This window comes from Pseudomonas sp. GOM7, assembly GCF_026723825.1.
In the GTDB taxonomy this organism is placed as follows: domain Bacteria; phylum Pseudomonadota; class Gammaproteobacteria; order Pseudomonadales; family Pseudomonadaceae; genus Aquipseudomonas.
The window spans coordinates 1252023-1269601 of the sequence record NZ_CP113519.1 but is presented as its reverse complement, the minus strand read 5'-3'; the positions used below and the strand labels follow the sequence as shown (position 1 = coordinate 1269601).

Genomic DNA, 17579 nt, shown 5'->3' with positions numbered 1-17579 from the left:
AAGAACCAAGCATCAGCCTACACCCCGAATGCCCGAACTGGAAAGCCAAAGTTATCCACGCAAGCTGTGGATAACTCTGTTGATGACAAGTGTGCAACGGGCGCCGTGCGGCTACCCCTGCGGGTCAGGGACAGCCGTGCAAGAACTGATCAGTTCGTCGCCTCGTCATCGGCTTTCTTGCGACGCGGAGCGCGGGCCGGTTTGCTCGCCTCGGCAGCCTTATCCTTGATTTCGGCTGGTTTGCTCTCCTCCTCCAGGCCGATTTCGGCGATCTCGCGCAGGCGTTCGACCACGCGGGCGTTGATGCTGCCCTTGGGGAAACGCCCTTTTTCGTCCGGGTGCCCGGCCGGCTCGCCCACCAGCAGGCTCAGCGCTTCGTCGACATGACGCACGGCATAGACGTTGAACAGCCCTGCCCTCACCGCCTGCAAAACACGCTCGTCGAGCATCAGGTTGGCGACGTTGGAGTGCGGGATGATCGCCCCTTGCTCTCCGGTCAGGCCGCGTGCCTCGCACAGGCGGAAGAAGCCTTCGATCTTCTCGTTGACCCCGCCGACCGCCTGCACCTCGCCGAACTGGTTGATCGAGCCGGTGATGGCGAAGCACTGCTTGAGCGGCGTGCGCGACAACGCCGAGATCAGCGTGCACACCTCGCCGAGCGAGGCGCTGTCGCCATCGACGTAACCGTAGGATTGCTCCAGGGCGATGCTGGCGGAAATCTCCAGGGGGAATTCCTGGGCGTAACGACTGCCGAGAAAGCCGGTGAGGATCATCACGCCCTTGGAGTGAATCGGCTGGCCGAGGCTGACCTCACGCTCGATGTCGACGATGCCGCTGCCGCCCGGATAGACGGTGGCGGAAATCCGCGCTGGCACGCCGAAGGCGGAGTCGCCCACCTCCAGCACGGTGAGGCCATTGCACTTGCCGACGGCAGCGCCGCTGGTATCGATGAGGATGATCCCGGCCAGCATGTCATCGATGATCCGTGCCGACACACGGCCAGTACGGGTGGCCTTGGCCTTGAGCGCGCGCTCGATATGGCCGGCATCGGTGATGGGCTCGCCGGCGAGCTGGCGAATGAAATCGGCCTCGCTGACCAGTTGGAACAGGTCGCCGATGCGTGCCGACAGCCGCCCCTGATGCTCGGCCAGGCGCGCACTGTAGGTGGCCAGACGTGCCACGGCGGCACCGGTTAGCGGCGCCAGGCCCTCTTCCGAGGTGCGCGTCTTCATCAACTGGGCGAACTGCTCCAGGCTTTCCTCGGCCAGCGGGATATCCTCGTCGAAGTCCACCAGTACGCGGAACATCTCCTGGAAGTCCGGATCGGCGTCCTGCAGCGCGTAATAGAGCTGGCGTGAGCCGATGATGATGACCTTGAGCTGCAGCGGGATGACCTGCGGGTTGAGGGTGACGGTGGCGATGCGACCAAGATCGCCCAGGGGCGATTCCATCTTCAACTGGCGCGAATGCAGGGCGCGCTTGAGTGCTTCCCAGACGAAGGGCTCGCCGAGCAGTTTTTCCGCCTCCACCACCAGGTAGCCGCCGTTGGCCCGGTGCAGCGCGCCGGGGCGCAACTGCCGGTAGCTGGTGTACAGCGCGCCCTGGTCGGAGTTGTATTCGATACGGCCGAACAGGTTGTCGTAGGTCGGGTGCGGCTCGAACACCACCGGCGCGCCGCCGTTGGCGTGGTGGCCGACCACCAGGCTCGGGCAGTAGATCTCCTCCAGCAACTTGCGCAGTTGCGGGTCGGCCTTGTCCACGTCCACCAGTTGCTCGACCACGGTTTTCAGCAGGTTGACCTGCATGGCCTGTAGGTAGGCGCAGACGCCGGCGTTCTCCGCGTACTTCTCCGACAGCGGCGCCAGCAGCGGCTGCAGGGCGACAGTGATGGTTTCCTCGTTGAGCTGACGCAACTGGTTGCTCGACTCGCGCTTCCACTGCGGCAGGCTGGCCAGTTCTTCGTTCAGGCGCTCCTCCAGAGCGGCGATATCGGCATGGAAGCGCTCGCGCTCGGCCTCCGGCAACTGGGCGAATTCGGCCTCGTCCAGCGCCTTGCCATCGGCCATGGGGGTGAAGGCGATGTTGGTGCTGTCGCGGTACAGAGCGATGCCCTTCTCCAGCGACAGACGCTCGATCACGTCCAGCGCCTGGTCGTAGCGCTTGTTGAAGGCGCGGTCGATGGCACTCTTCTTCTGCTGATAGGTGGGCGTCTCGAACACCGCCGGGAAGGTGGCCAGCAGGTTGTCGATCAACTGGTTGATATCGGCGATGAACTCACCTGCCGTGCCGGCGGGCAGCTCCAGGGCACGCGGCTCACGCGGCTCGTCGAAGTGATTGACGTACACCCGGTCGGCCGGCGTGGCCATGCGCTTGGCTTCGGCCTTGAGGTAACGCTGGACGAAGGAGAAGCGCCCGGTGCCGGGTTCGCCCATGACGAACACGTTATAACCGGGGCGCGGCATGGCCACACCGAACTGCAGCGCCTCCACGGCACGGGACTGGCCCAGGACGCCGCGGAAGGGTTCGAGTTCATCGGTGCTGGTGAAGTTGAACTGCTCGGGGGCGAAGGGGCGGGTCAGTGATTCGGGGGCAAGGCGCAGTGCATCGAGGCTACGCTTGGACATTGGCGATCCTTACTAGCGGGCGGAGTGTTCCGCAAAACATGGGCTGATTCTGGGCCTGGGTCGCCGACAGGATCAAGGCTTGATTCACGGCAATGCACAAAATCGGGGCTGGGATAATCTGCCAGGCGATCCGCCATCGAGCCTGCACCCATCACAGGCAGCCCCAGCGCCAGGAGACCTGCCCATGAGTGCCTTCCAGGAAATTGCCGCCCTGCTCAGCCTGTCCGCCGTGCTGGGCATGCTCGCCGTGAGGTTGCGCCAACCCCTGATCATCGCCTACATCCTGGTGGGCATCCTCGCCGGGCCGGCAGTGATGAATCTGTCGGGCGATCACAGCTCGATCAGCCTGCTGGCGGAAATCGGCATCACCGTGCTGCTGTTCGTCGTCGGCCTCAAGCTGGACATGCAGTTGGTGCGCACCCTGGGCAGCGTCGCCCTGGCCACTGGCTTGGGGCAACTGAGCTTCACCATACTGTTCGGCCTGCTGCTGTGCCGCCTGCTCGGCCTGGACTGGATGAGCGCCGGCTACGTGGCCGTCGCGCTGACTTTCTCCAGCACCATCATCGTCGTCAAGCTGCTCTCGGACAAAGGCGAGATCGACTCCCTGCACGGGCGCATCGCCATGGGTTTTCTCATCGTGCAGGACATCGCCGTGGTGCTGGCCATGCTGGTGATCAGCCTGTACCAGCCGGCCAATGGCAAGCCTGGGCTGTCACCACTGACGCTGATCGGCGCCTTGCTGGCCAGCTTGCTGCTGCTCTTGTTGGTGCGCTTCGCCCTGCCGCGTCTGCTGGCCTCCATGGCCCGCTCGCCGGAGTTGCTGATGCTGGTGGCGGTGGCCTGGGGCACGCTGCTGGCCGGTGGTGCCGAGGCGCTGGGCCTGTCCAAGGAGCTGGGGGCCTTCATCGCTGGTTTCTGCCTGGCCTCCACGCCCCTACGCGAGGCCATCGCCAGCCGTCTGAGCAGCCTGCGCGACTTTCTCCTGCTGTTCTTCTTCCTGCACCTGGGCATTCAACTGGACTTTTCCTACCTGCACCAACAGATCGGCAGCGCCGTGCTGCTGTCGCTGTTCGTGCTGATCGGCAACCCGCTGATCGTCATGGCCATCATGGGCGCAATGGGTTATCGCAAGCGCACCGGCTTCATGGCCGGGCTGACGGTGGCGCAGATCAGCGAGTTCTCCATCATCTTCGTCGCCATGGGCATCAGCCTGGGCCACGTCGGCGGTGCGGTACTGGGGCTGACGACCCTGGTAGGCATCATCACCATCACCCTGTCCACCTACCTGATTCTCTACTCGCAGCCGCTGTTCGAGCGCCTTTCGCCCTGGCTCGGCATCTTCGAGCGGCGCGTCGCCCACCGCGAGAATGCCGAAGACAACGCCCCCAGCCAGACGCAGCCGGAAGTCATCGTCTACGGCCTGGGGCGCTACGGCCGGCAATTGGCGCTGCGTCTGCAGGAGGGTGGCCTGCGCGTGCTGGGCGTGGACTTCGACCCACAGGCCCTGGCCAGCTCCCGCCAGGCCGGGCTGGGCGTGTGCTACGGCGACGCCGAGGACGCCGACTTCATCGCCCACCTGCCGCTGCAACAGGCCCGCGCGCTGGTCAGCACCATCCCCCAGCGCGAGGTCAACGCCCTGCTGCTGCGCGCCGCGCGCCACGCCGGCTTTCGTGGCAGCGTAACCCTCAGCGCCTTTCGCGAGGGGGATCTGGAAGCCTTCAACCGCGCGGGGGCTGCCAGCGTTCTGCAACCTTACATCGATGCCGCCGACTCGGCTGCCCGGCGCCTGCTGCAGGAGGTCACGCAGCCGCTCAGTTGAACTGCGCGCAGCTCAGGCAATATTGCGCGACCGGCATGGCCGCCAGACGCGCCGCCTCGATCGGCTCGCCGCAGCACAGGCACTGCCCGTAGCGCCCATCGGCCAGGCGCTGCTGCGCCTGCTGCACCAGCAGCAGGCCATGTTCGGCCTCGGCCAGCAGGGCTTCGAGCACCTCGTCGTTTTGCCGCTGCTGCGCCTGTTCGGCGAAATCCGCCGAATGGCTGCGCGCCAGGTCGCGGCGAATCGCCTCGGCGCGGGTGGCATAGTCACGGAACAGCGCATCCAACACATCACGGTGAGCCATGAGCGATCTCCTTGGATAAACGGGTACCCAGTGTGCTGCGCCGCGCAAGGTGCATGACTGACGCCGATCAGTACTTGCAGAAAATCCCCCGCTGCACTGCCTTGACACCCGGCACGCCACTGGCCAAAGCTCGCCCATCGCCACAAGACAGAAGAACAGCGACCTTGAAACGGATAGTCACCGTCCTCGCCCTGAGCCTCAGCCTTCCCCTGCACGCCGCCACGCTGGAACAACTCGCCGACGACCCCTACTGGATCGCCCTCGGCCACTATGAAACCGGCAAGCTCGGCGGCTGGCGCAGCTATGTCGACGACGATGATTTCTTTCTCGCCGAAGACGGTGCCCATGACCCGGCCGCCGAACTCCAGGCCACGCTGAAGGCGCTGTACCAACCCGCCGACCTGGGTGACCGCCACCCGCAGTGCATCTACCCGGCGCGTACCCGTTGGCTCAAGGCGCAACTGCAGCTCAATGACCTGCCGATCCCGGATTGCGCCGAATACCGCCGCTGGATCACCGACATCAACCCGCACAGCACGGTGCTGGTATTCCCGGCCGCCTACCTGAACAGCCCCTCGTCGATGTTCGGCCATACCCTGCTGCGCATCGACCAGCCCGATATCGACAGCCACAACACCGCGCTACTGAGCTACGCGCTGAACTTCGGCGCCTTTATCGAAGGCAACGACAACAGCATCCTCTACGCCTGGCGTGGCCTGATGGGTGGCTACCCGGGCCTGTTCGCCCTGGTGCCCTACCATGACAAGCTCAGCGAATACAGCCGCCTGGAAAACCGCGACCTGTGGGAATACCGCCTGAACCTGACGCCGGAAGAGACGGCACGCATGGTCGAGCACGTATGGGAGCTCAAGCAGATCCGCTTCGACTACTTCTTCTTCGACGAGAACTGCTCCTACCGCCTACTGGAGCTGCTGGAGATCGCCCGCCCCGGCATCGAGCTGACCGAGCACTTCCCACTCACCGCCATCCCCACCGATACCGTGCGCGCGGTGAAGGATGCTGGGCTGATCGAGCGCATCGACTACCGCCCCTCGCGCGAGCGTGAACTAATGGCCCGCGCCGAGCCGCTGGATGCCGACGAGCAGGCCTGGGTATTGCGCCTGAGCGAAGACCCGGCGCAGTTGCACGATGCCGCGTTCACCGCCCTGCCCAGCGAGCGCCGCGCGCTGATCCAGGACGCCGCCTTCCGCCTGGTGCGCTACCACGCCAACGACAACGAACGCAGCGTCACCGCACAGCGCAGCTTCCAGTTGCTCGGCGCGATCAGCCGCAACCCGCCGCCAGCACTGGACATAGAGCGCCCGCCACTGCCAGAGGAAGGCCACCAGTCACGCACCTGGCAACTGGCTGGCGGCAGCCGCGACGACCGCGCCTTCGCCGAGTACGGCCTGCGCATGGCCTACCACGACCTCAACGACAACCTCGACGGCTTCCCCCTCGGCGCACAGATCGAGATTCTCCAGATCAAGCTGCGCCAGTACGAAAACAACCATTGGCAACTGCAGCGCCTGGATCTGGCCAACATCCGCTCGCTGACGCCGCGCAACGCCCTGCTGCAGCCGCTCTCCTGGCAGGTTGGCGGCGGCCTGGAACGGGTGCTCGGCAAGGATGGCGAAACACCACTGGTGGCGCACATCAGCGGCGGTGCCGGGGCCAGTTGGCAACTCAGCGACCACCTGCTCGGCTTCGCCATGGGCACCGCACGGCTGGAATACAACGAAGACTTCGCCGCCGTCGTTTCCCCCGCCCTGGGCTTCAACACCGGCCTGCTCTGGCGCAACCCGCTGGGCAACATGACCCTGGAGGCGGCGGGCGACTACTTCCACAACGGCGAAATACGCCGGCGCCTGTCGCTCAACCAGCAATGGGAAGTGTCACGCAACCTCGGCCTGCGCCTGAGCGCCCAACGCGAATTCAGCCAACTGGCCAGCCCGGTCAACGAAGTGAAACTGGAGCTGCGCTGGTATCACTACTGATGCAGCGCCTGCCAATCCAGACCGAAGCGCGCCAGGTACTTGCGCAGGCGGTCGGCATCGTTGGGCTGCGCCTTGGACAGGCGTGATACCTGATACAGACGGCGCCCGGCGTCGGACAGGCTATCGGCCTGGCGACACACCGCGAGCACCGCTTGCAATTGCAGACGGTCGAACAGATCCAGCGTTTCGGCTGCCTCGCCCAGCAGAGCCTTTACCTCGTCATCCTCGTTCACCTGCCCCCAGGCCCGACGCAGGCGTTCGATCTCTTCCTGCACCTGGGCTTCGTCGATACGGCCGCTGTCGGCCAGGGTCGCCATGCGCGTGATCGAGGCCGATAGCTCGCGAAAATTACCCTGCCAGGCGGCCTCGCCGGAGCTGGCAAAGGCCAGGTAGCGGCGCCGCGCCTCCAGGTTGAAGCGCACCATGCGCCCCTGCTCGCGGGCGTGGCGCTCCAGCTCGAAATCGATGTTCGGCTCGATGTCCTCACGCCGCCTGGCCAGGCCCGGCAGCTCGAATGTCCAAAGATTGATCCGCGCGTAAAGGTCTTCACGGAACAACCCTTCGGCCACCCGCGCACGCAGGTCGCGGTGGGTACCAGCGACCAGCAGAAAGTCGCTGCTGACCTCCTTGTCCGCCCCCAGGGGGAAGAAGCGTTTTTCCTCGATGGCCTTGAGCAGCATGGCCTGCTCGTCCAGGCCTAGCTCGCCGATCTCGTCGAGAAACAGCATGCCGCCATCGGCCGCGCGCAGCAGGCCGTCACGGGCATTCTGCGCGCCAGTGAAAGCGCCCTTGGTATGACCGAACAGTGCCGACATGGCGCCGTCGCCACGCAAGGTGGCGCAGTTGACCTCGACGAAACGCCCCTCGACCAGATGACGACTGCGCTTGAGCTCATACACGCGCCGGGCCAGGAACGATTTGCCGGCCCCCGTGGGGCCGATCAGCAACATGGGTGCGGAGGAACGCACGGCAACCCGCTCGATCTGCTCGATGGAGCGGTTGAACGCCGCGTTGCGCGTGGCGATGCCGGACTTGAGAAATGCCAGGCCCTCCAGCCGCTCATGCTGGAATCGGGTGGCGATGCGGTCGTAGCGCGACAGGTCAAGGTCGATCAAGGCATAGGTGCCCGTGACCGGATCCACCTCGGCGCGCCTGCGCGTGGGTGAAGTCTGTATCAGCCGCGCGGGCAGGTAACGTGCCTCGGTGAGCAGGAACCAGCAGATCTGCGCCACGTGGGTACCGGTGGTGATGTGCACCAAGTAGTCCTCGTGTTCGGTATCGAAGGCGTAACCACTGGTGAAGTCATGCAGGGCACCGTAGACCTCCTCGAAATCCCAGGGGTTGCGCAGTTGCATCTGCTGCAAGCGCACCTCGGTTTCCGGGGAAATCTGCTCGATATCGGCACGGATGCGTTCGGCCAGGCTGATGTCACGGCCGTCGGTGCCGTGGATCAGCTCCAGACGATCGATCAGCAAATCCTGCTGCTGGCACAGGCCGATGCTGGGCCGCCATTTGTTCCAGCGATTGGCGCCCTTGCCAACCCGATCCAGGGTGGTGCCGATGAAACCGATGGCGACGGTGCGTTTGCGGGCCATGTACGATCCTCCTGAGCAGGACGCACATTATCCATAAAGATAAATCACGATCCAAACAGATAATAAAAGTCTAACCCTACTTTTTTAGAAAGTATGAAAGAGAACCACGATTAGAAATAAATCCAATATAAATCATATATTTATAAAAAATATCACTCAAAAACAGAAAGCTGGCACAGCCGCTGCAGTAGTTCTGGCAACGACGGACAACACAGCGAGATGCCAAGATGGCCAACTTCAAACTGTTCAATACCCGCGAAGCCCAGCTACCGGCCAGCGACACGCTGAACAACCAGCAAGCGCCGGCCTATGCCTACAAGCCCAAGCACAAGCTGGCTCAGTTGGCCGTGACCGGTTGCCTGAACAACACCTACTACGCCGATGCTGAAACCCAGTTGGCCGAGGTGCTGAAGCTGGTCGCCGAACTGGACGCCCGCTACGTGGCCAAGGCCGCGGTATATGCCCGCAAGAAAGGCCACATGAAGGACATGCCGGCCCTGTTGCTGGCAGCCCTGGCCGCGCAGCGTTCGAGTCTGGTACCGACGTTGTTTGCCGAAGTGGTGGATAACGGCAAGATGCTGCGCACCTTCGTGCAGATCCTGCGCAGCGGTGTGATCGGTCGCAAATCGCTCGGCTCGCAGCCCAAGCGCCTGGTGCAGAACTGGCTGAACAGCGCCAGCGAGCGTCAACTGCTGCAGGCTGCGATAGGCAACCAGCCGTCGCTGGCGGATGTGGTGAAGATGGCTCACCCCAAGCCGAACGAGGCCTGGCGCGAAGCCTTCTTCGCCTGGCTGATCGGCAAGCCGGCCGATGCCGCCGCCCTGCCGCCGCTGACCCGCGCCCTGCTGGCGTTTCGCAGCGGTGCCAGCAGCGAGCTGCCGGACGTGCCGTTCCAGTTGCTCGGCAACGAGACGCTGAGCGCTGCGCAATGGGCGGAGCTGGCGGGTCGCATGGGCTGGCAGGCGCTGCGCATGAACCTCAACACCTTGCTGCGCCACGGCGCATTCGAGGTCGCCGGCTGCGCAGAGCAGGTCGCGCAGCGTCTGGCCGATGGCGCGGCGATAGCCAAGGCACGGGTTTACCCCTACCAGTTGCTGTCGGTCTACCGCATGGCTGGCGAGAGCGTGCCAATGGTGGTGCGCGAAGCGCTGCAGGACGCCCTGGAGCTGTCGCTGACCAATGTGCCAGCGCTCAGCGGTAATGTGGTGGTGTGCCCTGACGTGTCCGGCTCGATGCACAGCCCGGTGACCGGTTACCGCCAGGGTGCGACCACGGCAGTGCGCTGCATCGATGTGGCGACGCTGGTGGCGGCGGCCATCCTGCGCAAGCAACCGCGTGCTCAGGTGCTGCCGTTCGAGAACAAGGTGGTGAAGGTGGCGCTCAACCCGCGTGACAGCGTGATGAGCAATGCTTCGCGGCTGGCAGCAGTGGGTGGCGGCGGCACCAGTTGCTCGGCCCCGCTCAAGCAGTTAGCGGACGCCAAGGCCAAGGTGGACACGCTGATTCTGGTTTCCGATAACGAATCCTGGATCGACGCCCGCCGCCACGGTGCCAGCGAAACCCTGCGGCAGTGGGAGCGGATCAAGCACATCAACCCGCAAGCGCGGCTGATCTGCATCGACCTGCAACCCTACGGCACCACACAAGCGCCGGACCGTGCGGACATCCTGAATGTCGGCGGCTTCAGCGACGCGGTGTTCGATGTGCTGGCGCAGTTTGCCAGCGGCCGCTTCGGCGCCGGTCACTGGGTCGACGCCATCGAGAAGATGGAGATATGAAAACGCGCCTGGCCAATGAGGGCTGGGCGCACGGATCAACGATTTCGAGCGCACTCGAATGCCGATGGGACTACATCCAAGACGTCTCATCACGAACTTGTCGACTGCGCGCGAAGGCACGAATGCCAGTGGCTGTACATGGATCTAGCCGGTTTCGATACCGGCCCGTGGCAACACGGAACAGTCACTTCTCTTGTCGTGCCACCTGATTCAGAGTTTTGCGACGAATGCCGGTGGAACTACATCCTTTTAAGATCGAGGTTGCGGGTTCAAATCCCGTCGGCTCCATCACTGGGGGGCCGTAGCTCAATGGCAGAGCGCGAGTTTCACCACTCTTTGTCGTCGCATCTTTTTTGGCCCGCCACGGTGGGCCGGCAGCGAATGCCACGGGTACCACATTGGGTCGCGGGTTCGAGTCCCGCCAGCCGCAAGGCTGTAGCTCAGTCGGTAGAGCAAATGTGCCCATCACCTCGTCGCTGCACGGAGGCCTGCCTCCACTTTTTCGATTGACCCGGCGAATGCCGGTGGAACTACAGGACGTGAAGGTTGCGGGTTCAACTCCCGCCCCGGCAACGGGTAGCTCAACTGGATAGAGCATCGCGCATGTTTCACCACAGATTGTCGCCGCACGAAACCGCTGGTTCGGCCAGCCCGAATACGAGTGAATGATGATGCAAACCAAGACCTACAACCTGCTGGAAGTCGCCAACGGCAAGCCTATCAAGCTGTGGACGCAAGGCGTTCCGGTCGAGGAAGACGCCAAGCAGCAGTTGATGAACACCGCGAAGATGCCCTTCATCTTCAAGCACCTGGCGGTGATGCCGGACGTGCACCTGGGTAAGGGTTCGACCATCGGCAGCGTGATTCCCACGGTGGGCGCGATCATCCCGGCAGCGGTCGGGGTGGATATCGGTTGCGGCATGATCGCCGCGCGTACCTCGCTGATGGCCCACGACCTACCGGATAACCTGGCAGGACTGCGCGCCGCCATCGAGAAAGCCGTGCCCCATGGGCGCAGCACCACTCGCGGTGGCCGCGACCGTGGCGCCTGGGAAAACGTGCCGGAGCAGGCTGACCATGCCTGGTCGGCGCTGAGTGACCGCTTCAAGGCGATCACCGACAAGTACCCGCGACTGGAGAAGACCAACAATCGCAAGCACCTGGGAACCCTGGGAACAGGCAACCACTTCATCGAGGTGTGCCTGGACGAAGCGAACCGTGTCTGGTTCATGCTGCACAGCGGATCACGCGGTGTGGGTAACGCCATCGGCAACCTGTTCATCGAACTGGCCCAGGCCGATATGCGCCAACATATCGCCAATCTGCCGCACCGCGACCTGGCCTACTTCGAGGAAGGCAGCCAGCACTTCGCCGACTACGTGGAAGCGGTGGGCTGGGCGCAGGATTTCGCCAAGCAGAACCGCGCGCTGATGATGCACGCGGTGATCGCAGCAGCGCGCGGGGTGATCGCCAAGCCGTTCGAGGTTGCCCTGGAGGCAGTGAACTGCCACCACAACTACGTGCAGAAGGAGCGCCACTTCGGTGAAGAGGTGCTGGTAACCCGTAAAGGTGCGGTGTCGGCGAAGAAGGGCGAGCTGGGCATCATCCCCGGCTCCATGGGCGCCAAGAGCTATATCGTGCGCGGCCTGGGTAACGAGGAAGCGTTCTGCTCCTGCAGCCACGGCGCCGGGCGCACCATGAGTCGCACCAAGGCCAAGAAGCTGTTCACCGTGGACGACCAGATCAAGGCCACCGCCCACGTCGAATGCCGCAAGGACGCCGACGTGATCGACGAAATCCCGATGGCCTACAAGGACATCGACCAGGTCATGGACGCCCAGCGCGAGCTGGTGGAAGTGATGCACACCCTGCGTCAGGTGGTGTGCGTGAAAGGATGAGGGGAAGCCATGCTGCAACCCATGCAAAGCCAACGACTCGACGAACTGCGCACCCGCCTGGAAGCGGCGGGCTGCGTGTTCGACTTCGTGGTGATGACGCTCGACCCGAGCACCATGCCTGGAGAGGCAGAACATCGGCAGGCCTTGGAGTTGCTGTTTGAAAGCATTCAAGAGCACGCACGAATCTGGCAGCAGAAGGTGATTGCCCAGGATGCCCGCCATGCAAACTGCCACTGGCCCGAATGGACTACCGACCTGACTAAAGCAAGCTCTCAGCCGCTCACGACCGGTGCCATTCGGGAGCTATCCAGCGAGGAAGGCCTGCTGTGCCGCGCCTTCCGCGACCCGCCCTACGGCACCCAATTGCAAGTGGCGGATTTTCGCGAATGGCTGCAAATGCTACGGCTGTATCCGGAAGAAGGCATGCAGGTGCTCGACTGGGTCGGCAATGCAGACGCAGAGCCGCAGCGCAGCACGTGGAGCGACTACTTCGAGGACGGCAAGGAATGGTGGGGCATCTGGTGCCTCACCCTGTACAACCCACGTCGCCGGACATTGTCTGCTCTGGCCGCCAGCGCGACAGACTGAACAAGGATAAAAAACATGGACATGCAACAACGCCACCCGCTCAGCGACGCTATGCGCGCGCGGGTACTGACGGAACTGGAACGAGTCGAGCGCGAGCACAACGTCAAGGTGCTCTATGCCTGCGAGTCGGGCAGCCGCGCCTGGGGCTTCGCTTCGACCAATAGCGACTACGACGTGCGCTTCGTTTATGTGGAAAAGCCCGACTGGTTCGTCCAGGTCGACACACCGCGCGACGTGATCGAGCGACCGCTGGACGACGAGCTGGACGTCAGCGGCTGGGAGCTGCGCAAGACCCTCGGGCTGTTGCGCAAATCCAACCCGACGCTACTGGAGTGGCTCGACTCGCCCCTGGTGTACCGCCAGGAGGATGAGGCGACGGCGCGCCTGCGCGAACTGGCCGAGCTGTTCTACAGCCCGCCGGCAGCACGCAACCACTACCTGTCGATGGCCAAAAAGAACTTTCGCGGCTACCTGCAAGGCGAGACGGTGCGCTTCAAGAAGTACTTCTACGTACTGCGCCCGCTGCTCGCCGTGCTGTGGATCGACCAGGGCCGTGGCCGGCCTCCGATGACCTTCGCCGAGCTGTTACAGACGGTGGATGCCCCAGCGCTGCTGGCCGAAGTGAACGAGCTGCTGGCCCTCAAGCGCAGCGCCGACGAGTCTGCCTACAGCCCGCGCCGCCCAGCCCTGCACGCGTTTATCGAGGCGCAGTTGGAGCGGCCGGTGCCGAGCCTGCCGCGCACGCGAGCGGACAACGGCCTGCTCGACGCCTACCTGCGCGAGATGGTCAAAGGTTACGCTTGAGGCGCCCCGTAACCTGGGTCGAGCACAGCGATACCCAGGGTGATCTTCACCTGCTCAACCCAGGCCACCAACCGAGGAGCATTCCCACGCGGAGCGCGGGAAGGATCAAGGATTCACACGATGAACAAGGATCTTATCGAACTGGACGGCGCCATCGGCGGTGGCCAGATACTGCGCAGCGCGCTAAGCCTGTCGATGATCACTGGCAAGCCGTTTCGCATTCACAACATCCGCGCCAAACGCAGCCGTCCAGGTTTGCTGCGCCAGCACCTCACGGCCGTAATGGCCGCAGCGCAGATCAGCTCGGCTCAGGTCGAAGGCGCACAGCTCGGTGCGCAAAGCCTGAGCTTCGCCCCTGGGGCGATTCGGGGCGGCAACCATGACTTCGCCATCGGTACGGCAGGCAGTTGCAGCCTGGTGCTGCAAACGTTGCTACCAGCCCTGCTGCGAGCCGATCAGCCCAGCCAGGTGCATATCAGCGGCGGTACCCACAACCCGATGGCGCCTCCTTTCGAGTTTCTCGAACGCGCCTGGCTGCCCTTGTTGAAGCGCATGGGCGCGCAAGTGCATATCGAACTGCTACGCCATGGCTTCGCGCCAGCCGGCGGCGGAGCCATCGTCCTGCGGGTCGTGCCCTCGCAACTGAGCCCCTTGCATCTGCAGGCCCCAGGCACCATTCACGGCCAACAGGCCACCGCCCTGGTGGCCGACGTACCTGGCCATGTGGCAGAACGCGAGCTGGAACGTGTCGGCAAACGCCTGAAGTGGCCGGAACAGGCGCTACGAGGTGTCTGGCTGGACAAGCAGATCGGCCCGGGCAACGTGTTGCTGTTGGAGATCGCCTGCGAGCACCTCACCGAGGTATTCAGCAGCTTCGGCCAGAGCCGCGTGCGCGCCGAGCAGGTCGCCGATCAGGCCGTGGATCAGGTACGGGAATGGCTGCACAGCGGCGCGGCCGTGGCCGAGCACCTGGCCGACCAACTGCTGCTGCCACTGGCCATGGCCGGCAGTGGCAGCTTCAGCACGCCACGCATGAGCGAGCACCTGAGCAGCAACATGCGGGTGATCGAACGCTTTCTGGATGTGGCGATCCATGCTGAACAGGGAGCAACGGGCAACCTGCACATCAGTCTGCAGCAGCGCTGATCTAAGGCGGCTCAATAGCCGCTGTAGATCAACCCCAGAGCTGCCTGGCGCACGGCCTGCAAATCCACGGGTTTGCTCAGGCAGAGCGAAGCGCCACGCGCCATCGCGTCCTCGAACAGCCGAGTATCGGCCACCGCGCTGATCACCATGACCGGCACCTCGCGCAGGCGCGGTTCGGCGCGCATCGCGTCGAGCACCTCCAGCCCGCTGCCATCGGGCAGATCGATGTCCAGCAGCACCAGTGCCGGCACGCTGCCCTGCAGCTCAGCCAGAGCACTCTGCCGCGAGCTCACGCCACGCACTTCGGCGAACTCGCGCAATGCCTCCTGCAATATGCGCTGACAGGCCGGGTGATCTTCGACGCAGAGCACCTGCACCAAGCTGGGCGCAAAGCGTGCCGGCTGCAGTTTCTCTCCCAGCATGGGTTCATCGGGCCGCGCCGCGCTGGGTAGATCGAGCCAGAAGCGACTGCCTATCCCCACCTCACTCTGCACCCCGACTTCACCCTGCATCAGGCTGGCCAGCTCACGGCAGAGCACCAGGCCGATGCCACTACCGGGGATGTTCGAGCTTTCCCGGCCAAGACGCTGAAAGGGCTGGAACAGTTGCTCCAGTTGCTCGTCGGACAAGCCCGGCCCGGTGTCCTCGACCCATAGACGCACGCATGCGGCACGCACCTCGTAGCCCATACGGATCATGCCTTGCGGGCTGTTGTACTTGATGGCGTTGGACAGCAGGTTGAGCAGGATCTGCCGCACTCGGCGCGGATCGCCCTGCACGTAGAGCGAAGGCTCGTCCGGCGCCATCACTTGGAGCTGTAACTGCCTCTGCTGCACCTCCGGCTGCACCAGCTCGGCACAGCCATTGAGCAAGGTGGTGATCTCGATGGGCTGCAACTGCAGTTGCTGACGCCGACTCTCGATGCTGGAGAGATCGAGGATGTCGTCCACCAGCGAGGTCAGGTGGCGGCTGGCATTGACGATCTCGTGGGCATAATCGGCCTCCTGCGCTGCATCGGGTTTGTCCTGTGTCTCGATCTCGATCAACTGGGCGAAACCATGAATGGCGTTGAGTGGCGTGCGCAGCTCATGGCTCATGCTCGACAGGAATCGGCTCTTGGCCTGGCTGGCGGAATGGGCCTCGAGGCTGGCCCGGCGTAGTTCTTCCTGCACCTGCTTGAGGCGGGTGATATCCACATGGGTGCCGGCAATGCGCTGCGGCCAGCCACTTTCGTTGCGCGCCAGCAATCGCCCACGGCTGAGTAGCCAGGCGTACTCGCCGTGGCGGTCGAGGTAGCGGTACTCGGCATCGAAGTACTCCTCGCCCTGCTCGGCGAACAGCAGGCGTAAATGGCGCAGGCGCTCGAGATCGTCCGGGTGTACCCGGCGGTTGAACTCGCTCAGGGTCAATTGACGAGCCCCGAGGCCAAAACGCTCGACGAAACGCTCGCTCAGCTCGATGGTCTGGCTGCACACGTCGATCTGCCAGAGGCTTTCGGTGGTGCTGTCGATCACCAGTTGCAGCAGCTCGTGGGTCTCCTGGCGCTTGCGCTCGCTGGCCTGCAGTTGCAGACCGGCACGCTGCATCGCCGCTGCCAGACGGCTGACCTCGCGTATCGGGGTTTGCGGTACCGTCGGCTGGTAGTCGCCCTGACCGAGGCTGCCGGCCATCTCGACGACTCCATCGATCGGACGCGCCAGTTGAGCACTGAGCTGGCGCGAACGCAGCCACATACCCGCGAAGAACAACAGGTAGAAGAACAACAGCCCGGCAATCAGCAGATAACCGATCTGCAGATAATGCTCGGCCAGCAGATTGGTTTCCTCGAAGATCTGCGCTTCGTCGACCACCAGCATCAAACGCCAGCCGGTTTGCGGAATCTCGCTCCAGGCCACCAGTTGCTGACGCCCACCGAGCACGACCTCCTGCACATCGTTGGTGGCCGCCTGCATGGCTGCTATCAACGGCGCCATGCCGTTGTGCTTGCTCAGGTTGAAGTCCTCGGGTTTGAGCACTTCGCGGCGCACCGCCTCGTCGTAGGAGTAGTGGGTCAGCTCACGCAGAGCGAAATCCTGCTCACCCGCCCTGGGCAGCGCCATGATGCGATTGTCCGGGCTGACCAGCATGGCATAGCCATGCCAAGGCACGTTCAGCTCCTCGATCTCGCCCAGCATCTGGTCGATGGTGATGTCGAAGCCGACCACGCCTTCGAGGAAATCGTCACGGTAGACCGGCGCGATGGCCGAAATCATCCAGCCCTGACCTGCCGGGTCGAGGTAGACCTCGGTCCAGACCACCTCGCGCAGCGGATTGTGCTGAGCATCGGCCAGGTAATAGAAGTTGTAATCCGGTATCACCATGTCATGGGGATACTGGGCGGGTGTGTCGAACCAGGGGTAGATGCGGTTGTAGCTGTCCCAACTGTTGAAGTAGAGCCCCGCCACCATGGGGTTGGCCTGGTGGATCGAACGCATCAGCGGATCGACCTGCGACAGGCGCAACGCCTTGTCATGATCCTGCTGGGCCAAGGGCGTGCTGTTGGCATAGAAGGAAGCGGCGCGGCCATCGTCGCTACGGGTATAGAACACACCACTGGACGTCACTGCATGACGCTGGCGCTCGGTGTCGTCGGGCTTGAACCCCTTGTCGAGCAAAGCCCGCAGCACAGCGTCGCGGAACACCGGTACCTGCACCTCCACCGAACGCAGGCGAGCATCGATGACCTGTGCCTCGCGCTGCGCCGCGGAGGTCAGGTCACGTACCGCCGCTTCTTGCAGATGGGCGATCTGCTCGTCACGAATCGCCTGGTTGCTCAGCAGATAGACCGCGATCAACACCGACTCCACCAGAATCAGCGGAATCAGCGCGCTCTGCACGAACGCCCGCCAAATCCATCGACGCAGAGGGTAACCGCTACTCGGCATGAGACAATTCCTCGATTGGCCCACTTGGGGCACAGAGGGCCATCATAGCCGGCCTGAACCGAATACGCAGTCGACGCGATGGAACCTTTGCCGTACACTCTC

General features: G+C 63.7%; 11 protein-coding genes and 1 tRNA gene. 8 read left to right on the top strand and 4 right to left on the bottom strand.

Features of this window, described 5'->3' with window-relative positions:
- Window positions 1–149 precede the first annotated feature (149 nt).
- Window positions 150–2624, bottom strand: coding sequence for a Lon protease family protein (locus tag OU800_RS05735; protein ID WP_268181889.1), 2475 nt, complete (start codon window positions 2622–2624; stop codon window positions 150–152).
- Window positions 2625–2808: 184 nt separating this feature from the next.
- Between OU800_RS05735 and OU800_RS05730 the strand changes: the two genes are divergently transcribed.
- Window positions 2809–4443 (top strand): cation:proton antiporter, encoded by a 1635-nt coding sequence (locus OU800_RS05730; protein ID WP_268181887.1) that lies wholly within the window; start codon window positions 2809–2811, stop codon window positions 4441–4443.
- Here OU800_RS05730 and OU800_RS05725 read toward each other — a convergent pair.
- Window positions 4436–4747, bottom strand: a complete 312-nt coding sequence (locus tag OU800_RS05725; protein WP_268181885.1) for a TraR/DksA family transcriptional regulator — start codon at window positions 4745–4747, stop codon at window positions 4436–4438. The two genes, OU800_RS05730 and OU800_RS05725, sit on opposite strands and share 8 nt — an antisense overlap.
- Window positions 4748–4911: 164 nt before the next feature.
- Here OU800_RS05725 and OU800_RS05720 point away from each other — a divergent pair, with 164 nt between their 5' ends.
- Complete coding sequence (locus OU800_RS05720; protein WP_268181883.1) at window positions 4912–6744, top strand: Lnb N-terminal periplasmic domain-containing protein; 1833 nt, start codon at window positions 4912–4914, stop codon at window positions 6742–6744.
- Here the strand turns inward: OU800_RS05720 and rtcR are convergent.
- Complete coding sequence (gene rtcR / locus OU800_RS05715) at window positions 6738–8339, bottom strand: RNA repair transcriptional activator RtcR (protein ID WP_268181881.1); 1602 nt, start codon at window positions 8337–8339, stop codon at window positions 6738–6740. The genes OU800_RS05720 and rtcR overlap by 7 nt on opposite strands.
- A gap of 227 nt (window positions 8340–8566) precedes the next feature.
- On the opposite strand from rtcR, the gene OU800_RS05710 reads away from it, so the two are divergent.
- The 6 genes from OU800_RS05710 to rtcA all read left to right on the top strand — a co-directional run bounded on the left by OU800_RS05710 (window position 8567) and on the right by rtcA (window position 14553).
- A complete protein-coding gene (locus OU800_RS05710) occupies window positions 8567–10117 on the top strand; it encodes a TROVE domain-containing protein (protein WP_268181879.1) in 1551 nt (516 codons plus the stop codon).
- A 229-nt stretch (window positions 10118–10346) separates the two neighbouring features.
- Window positions 10347–10405: transfer RNA gene (locus OU800_RS05705), tRNA-OTHER, on the top strand.
- A gap of 383 nt (window positions 10406–10788) precedes the next feature.
- Window positions 10789–12015, top strand: a complete 1227-nt coding sequence (locus OU800_RS05700; RefSeq protein ID WP_268184208.1) for an RtcB family protein — start codon at window positions 10789–10791, stop codon at window positions 12013–12015.
- A 9-nt stretch (window positions 12016–12024) separates the two neighbouring features.
- Window positions 12025–12603 carry a hypothetical protein gene (locus OU800_RS05695; protein ID WP_268181877.1) on the top strand — a complete coding sequence of 193 codons (579 nt, stop codon included), beginning with the start codon at window positions 12025–12027 and terminating at the stop codon, window positions 12601–12603.
- Between the two features lie 15 nt (window positions 12604–12618).
- Window positions 12619–13407 (top strand): nucleotidyltransferase domain-containing protein, encoded by a 789-nt coding sequence (locus OU800_RS05690; protein ID WP_268181875.1) that lies wholly within the window; start codon window positions 12619–12621, stop codon window positions 13405–13407.
- 120 nt (window positions 13408–13527) lie between these two features.
- Entirely contained in the window at window positions 13528–14553 is a 1026-nt protein-coding gene (rtcA, locus tag OU800_RS05685) for an RNA 3'-terminal phosphate cyclase (RefSeq protein WP_268181873.1), read from the top strand.
- 11 nt (window positions 14554–14564) lie between these two features.
- On the opposite strand, the gene OU800_RS05680 is transcribed toward rtcA, so the two are convergent.
- Window positions 14565–17477, bottom strand: a complete 2913-nt coding sequence (locus OU800_RS05680) for a hybrid sensor histidine kinase/response regulator (protein WP_268181871.1) — start codon at window positions 17475–17477, stop codon at window positions 14565–14567.
- Between the last annotated feature and the right edge of the window lie 102 nt (window positions 17478–17579).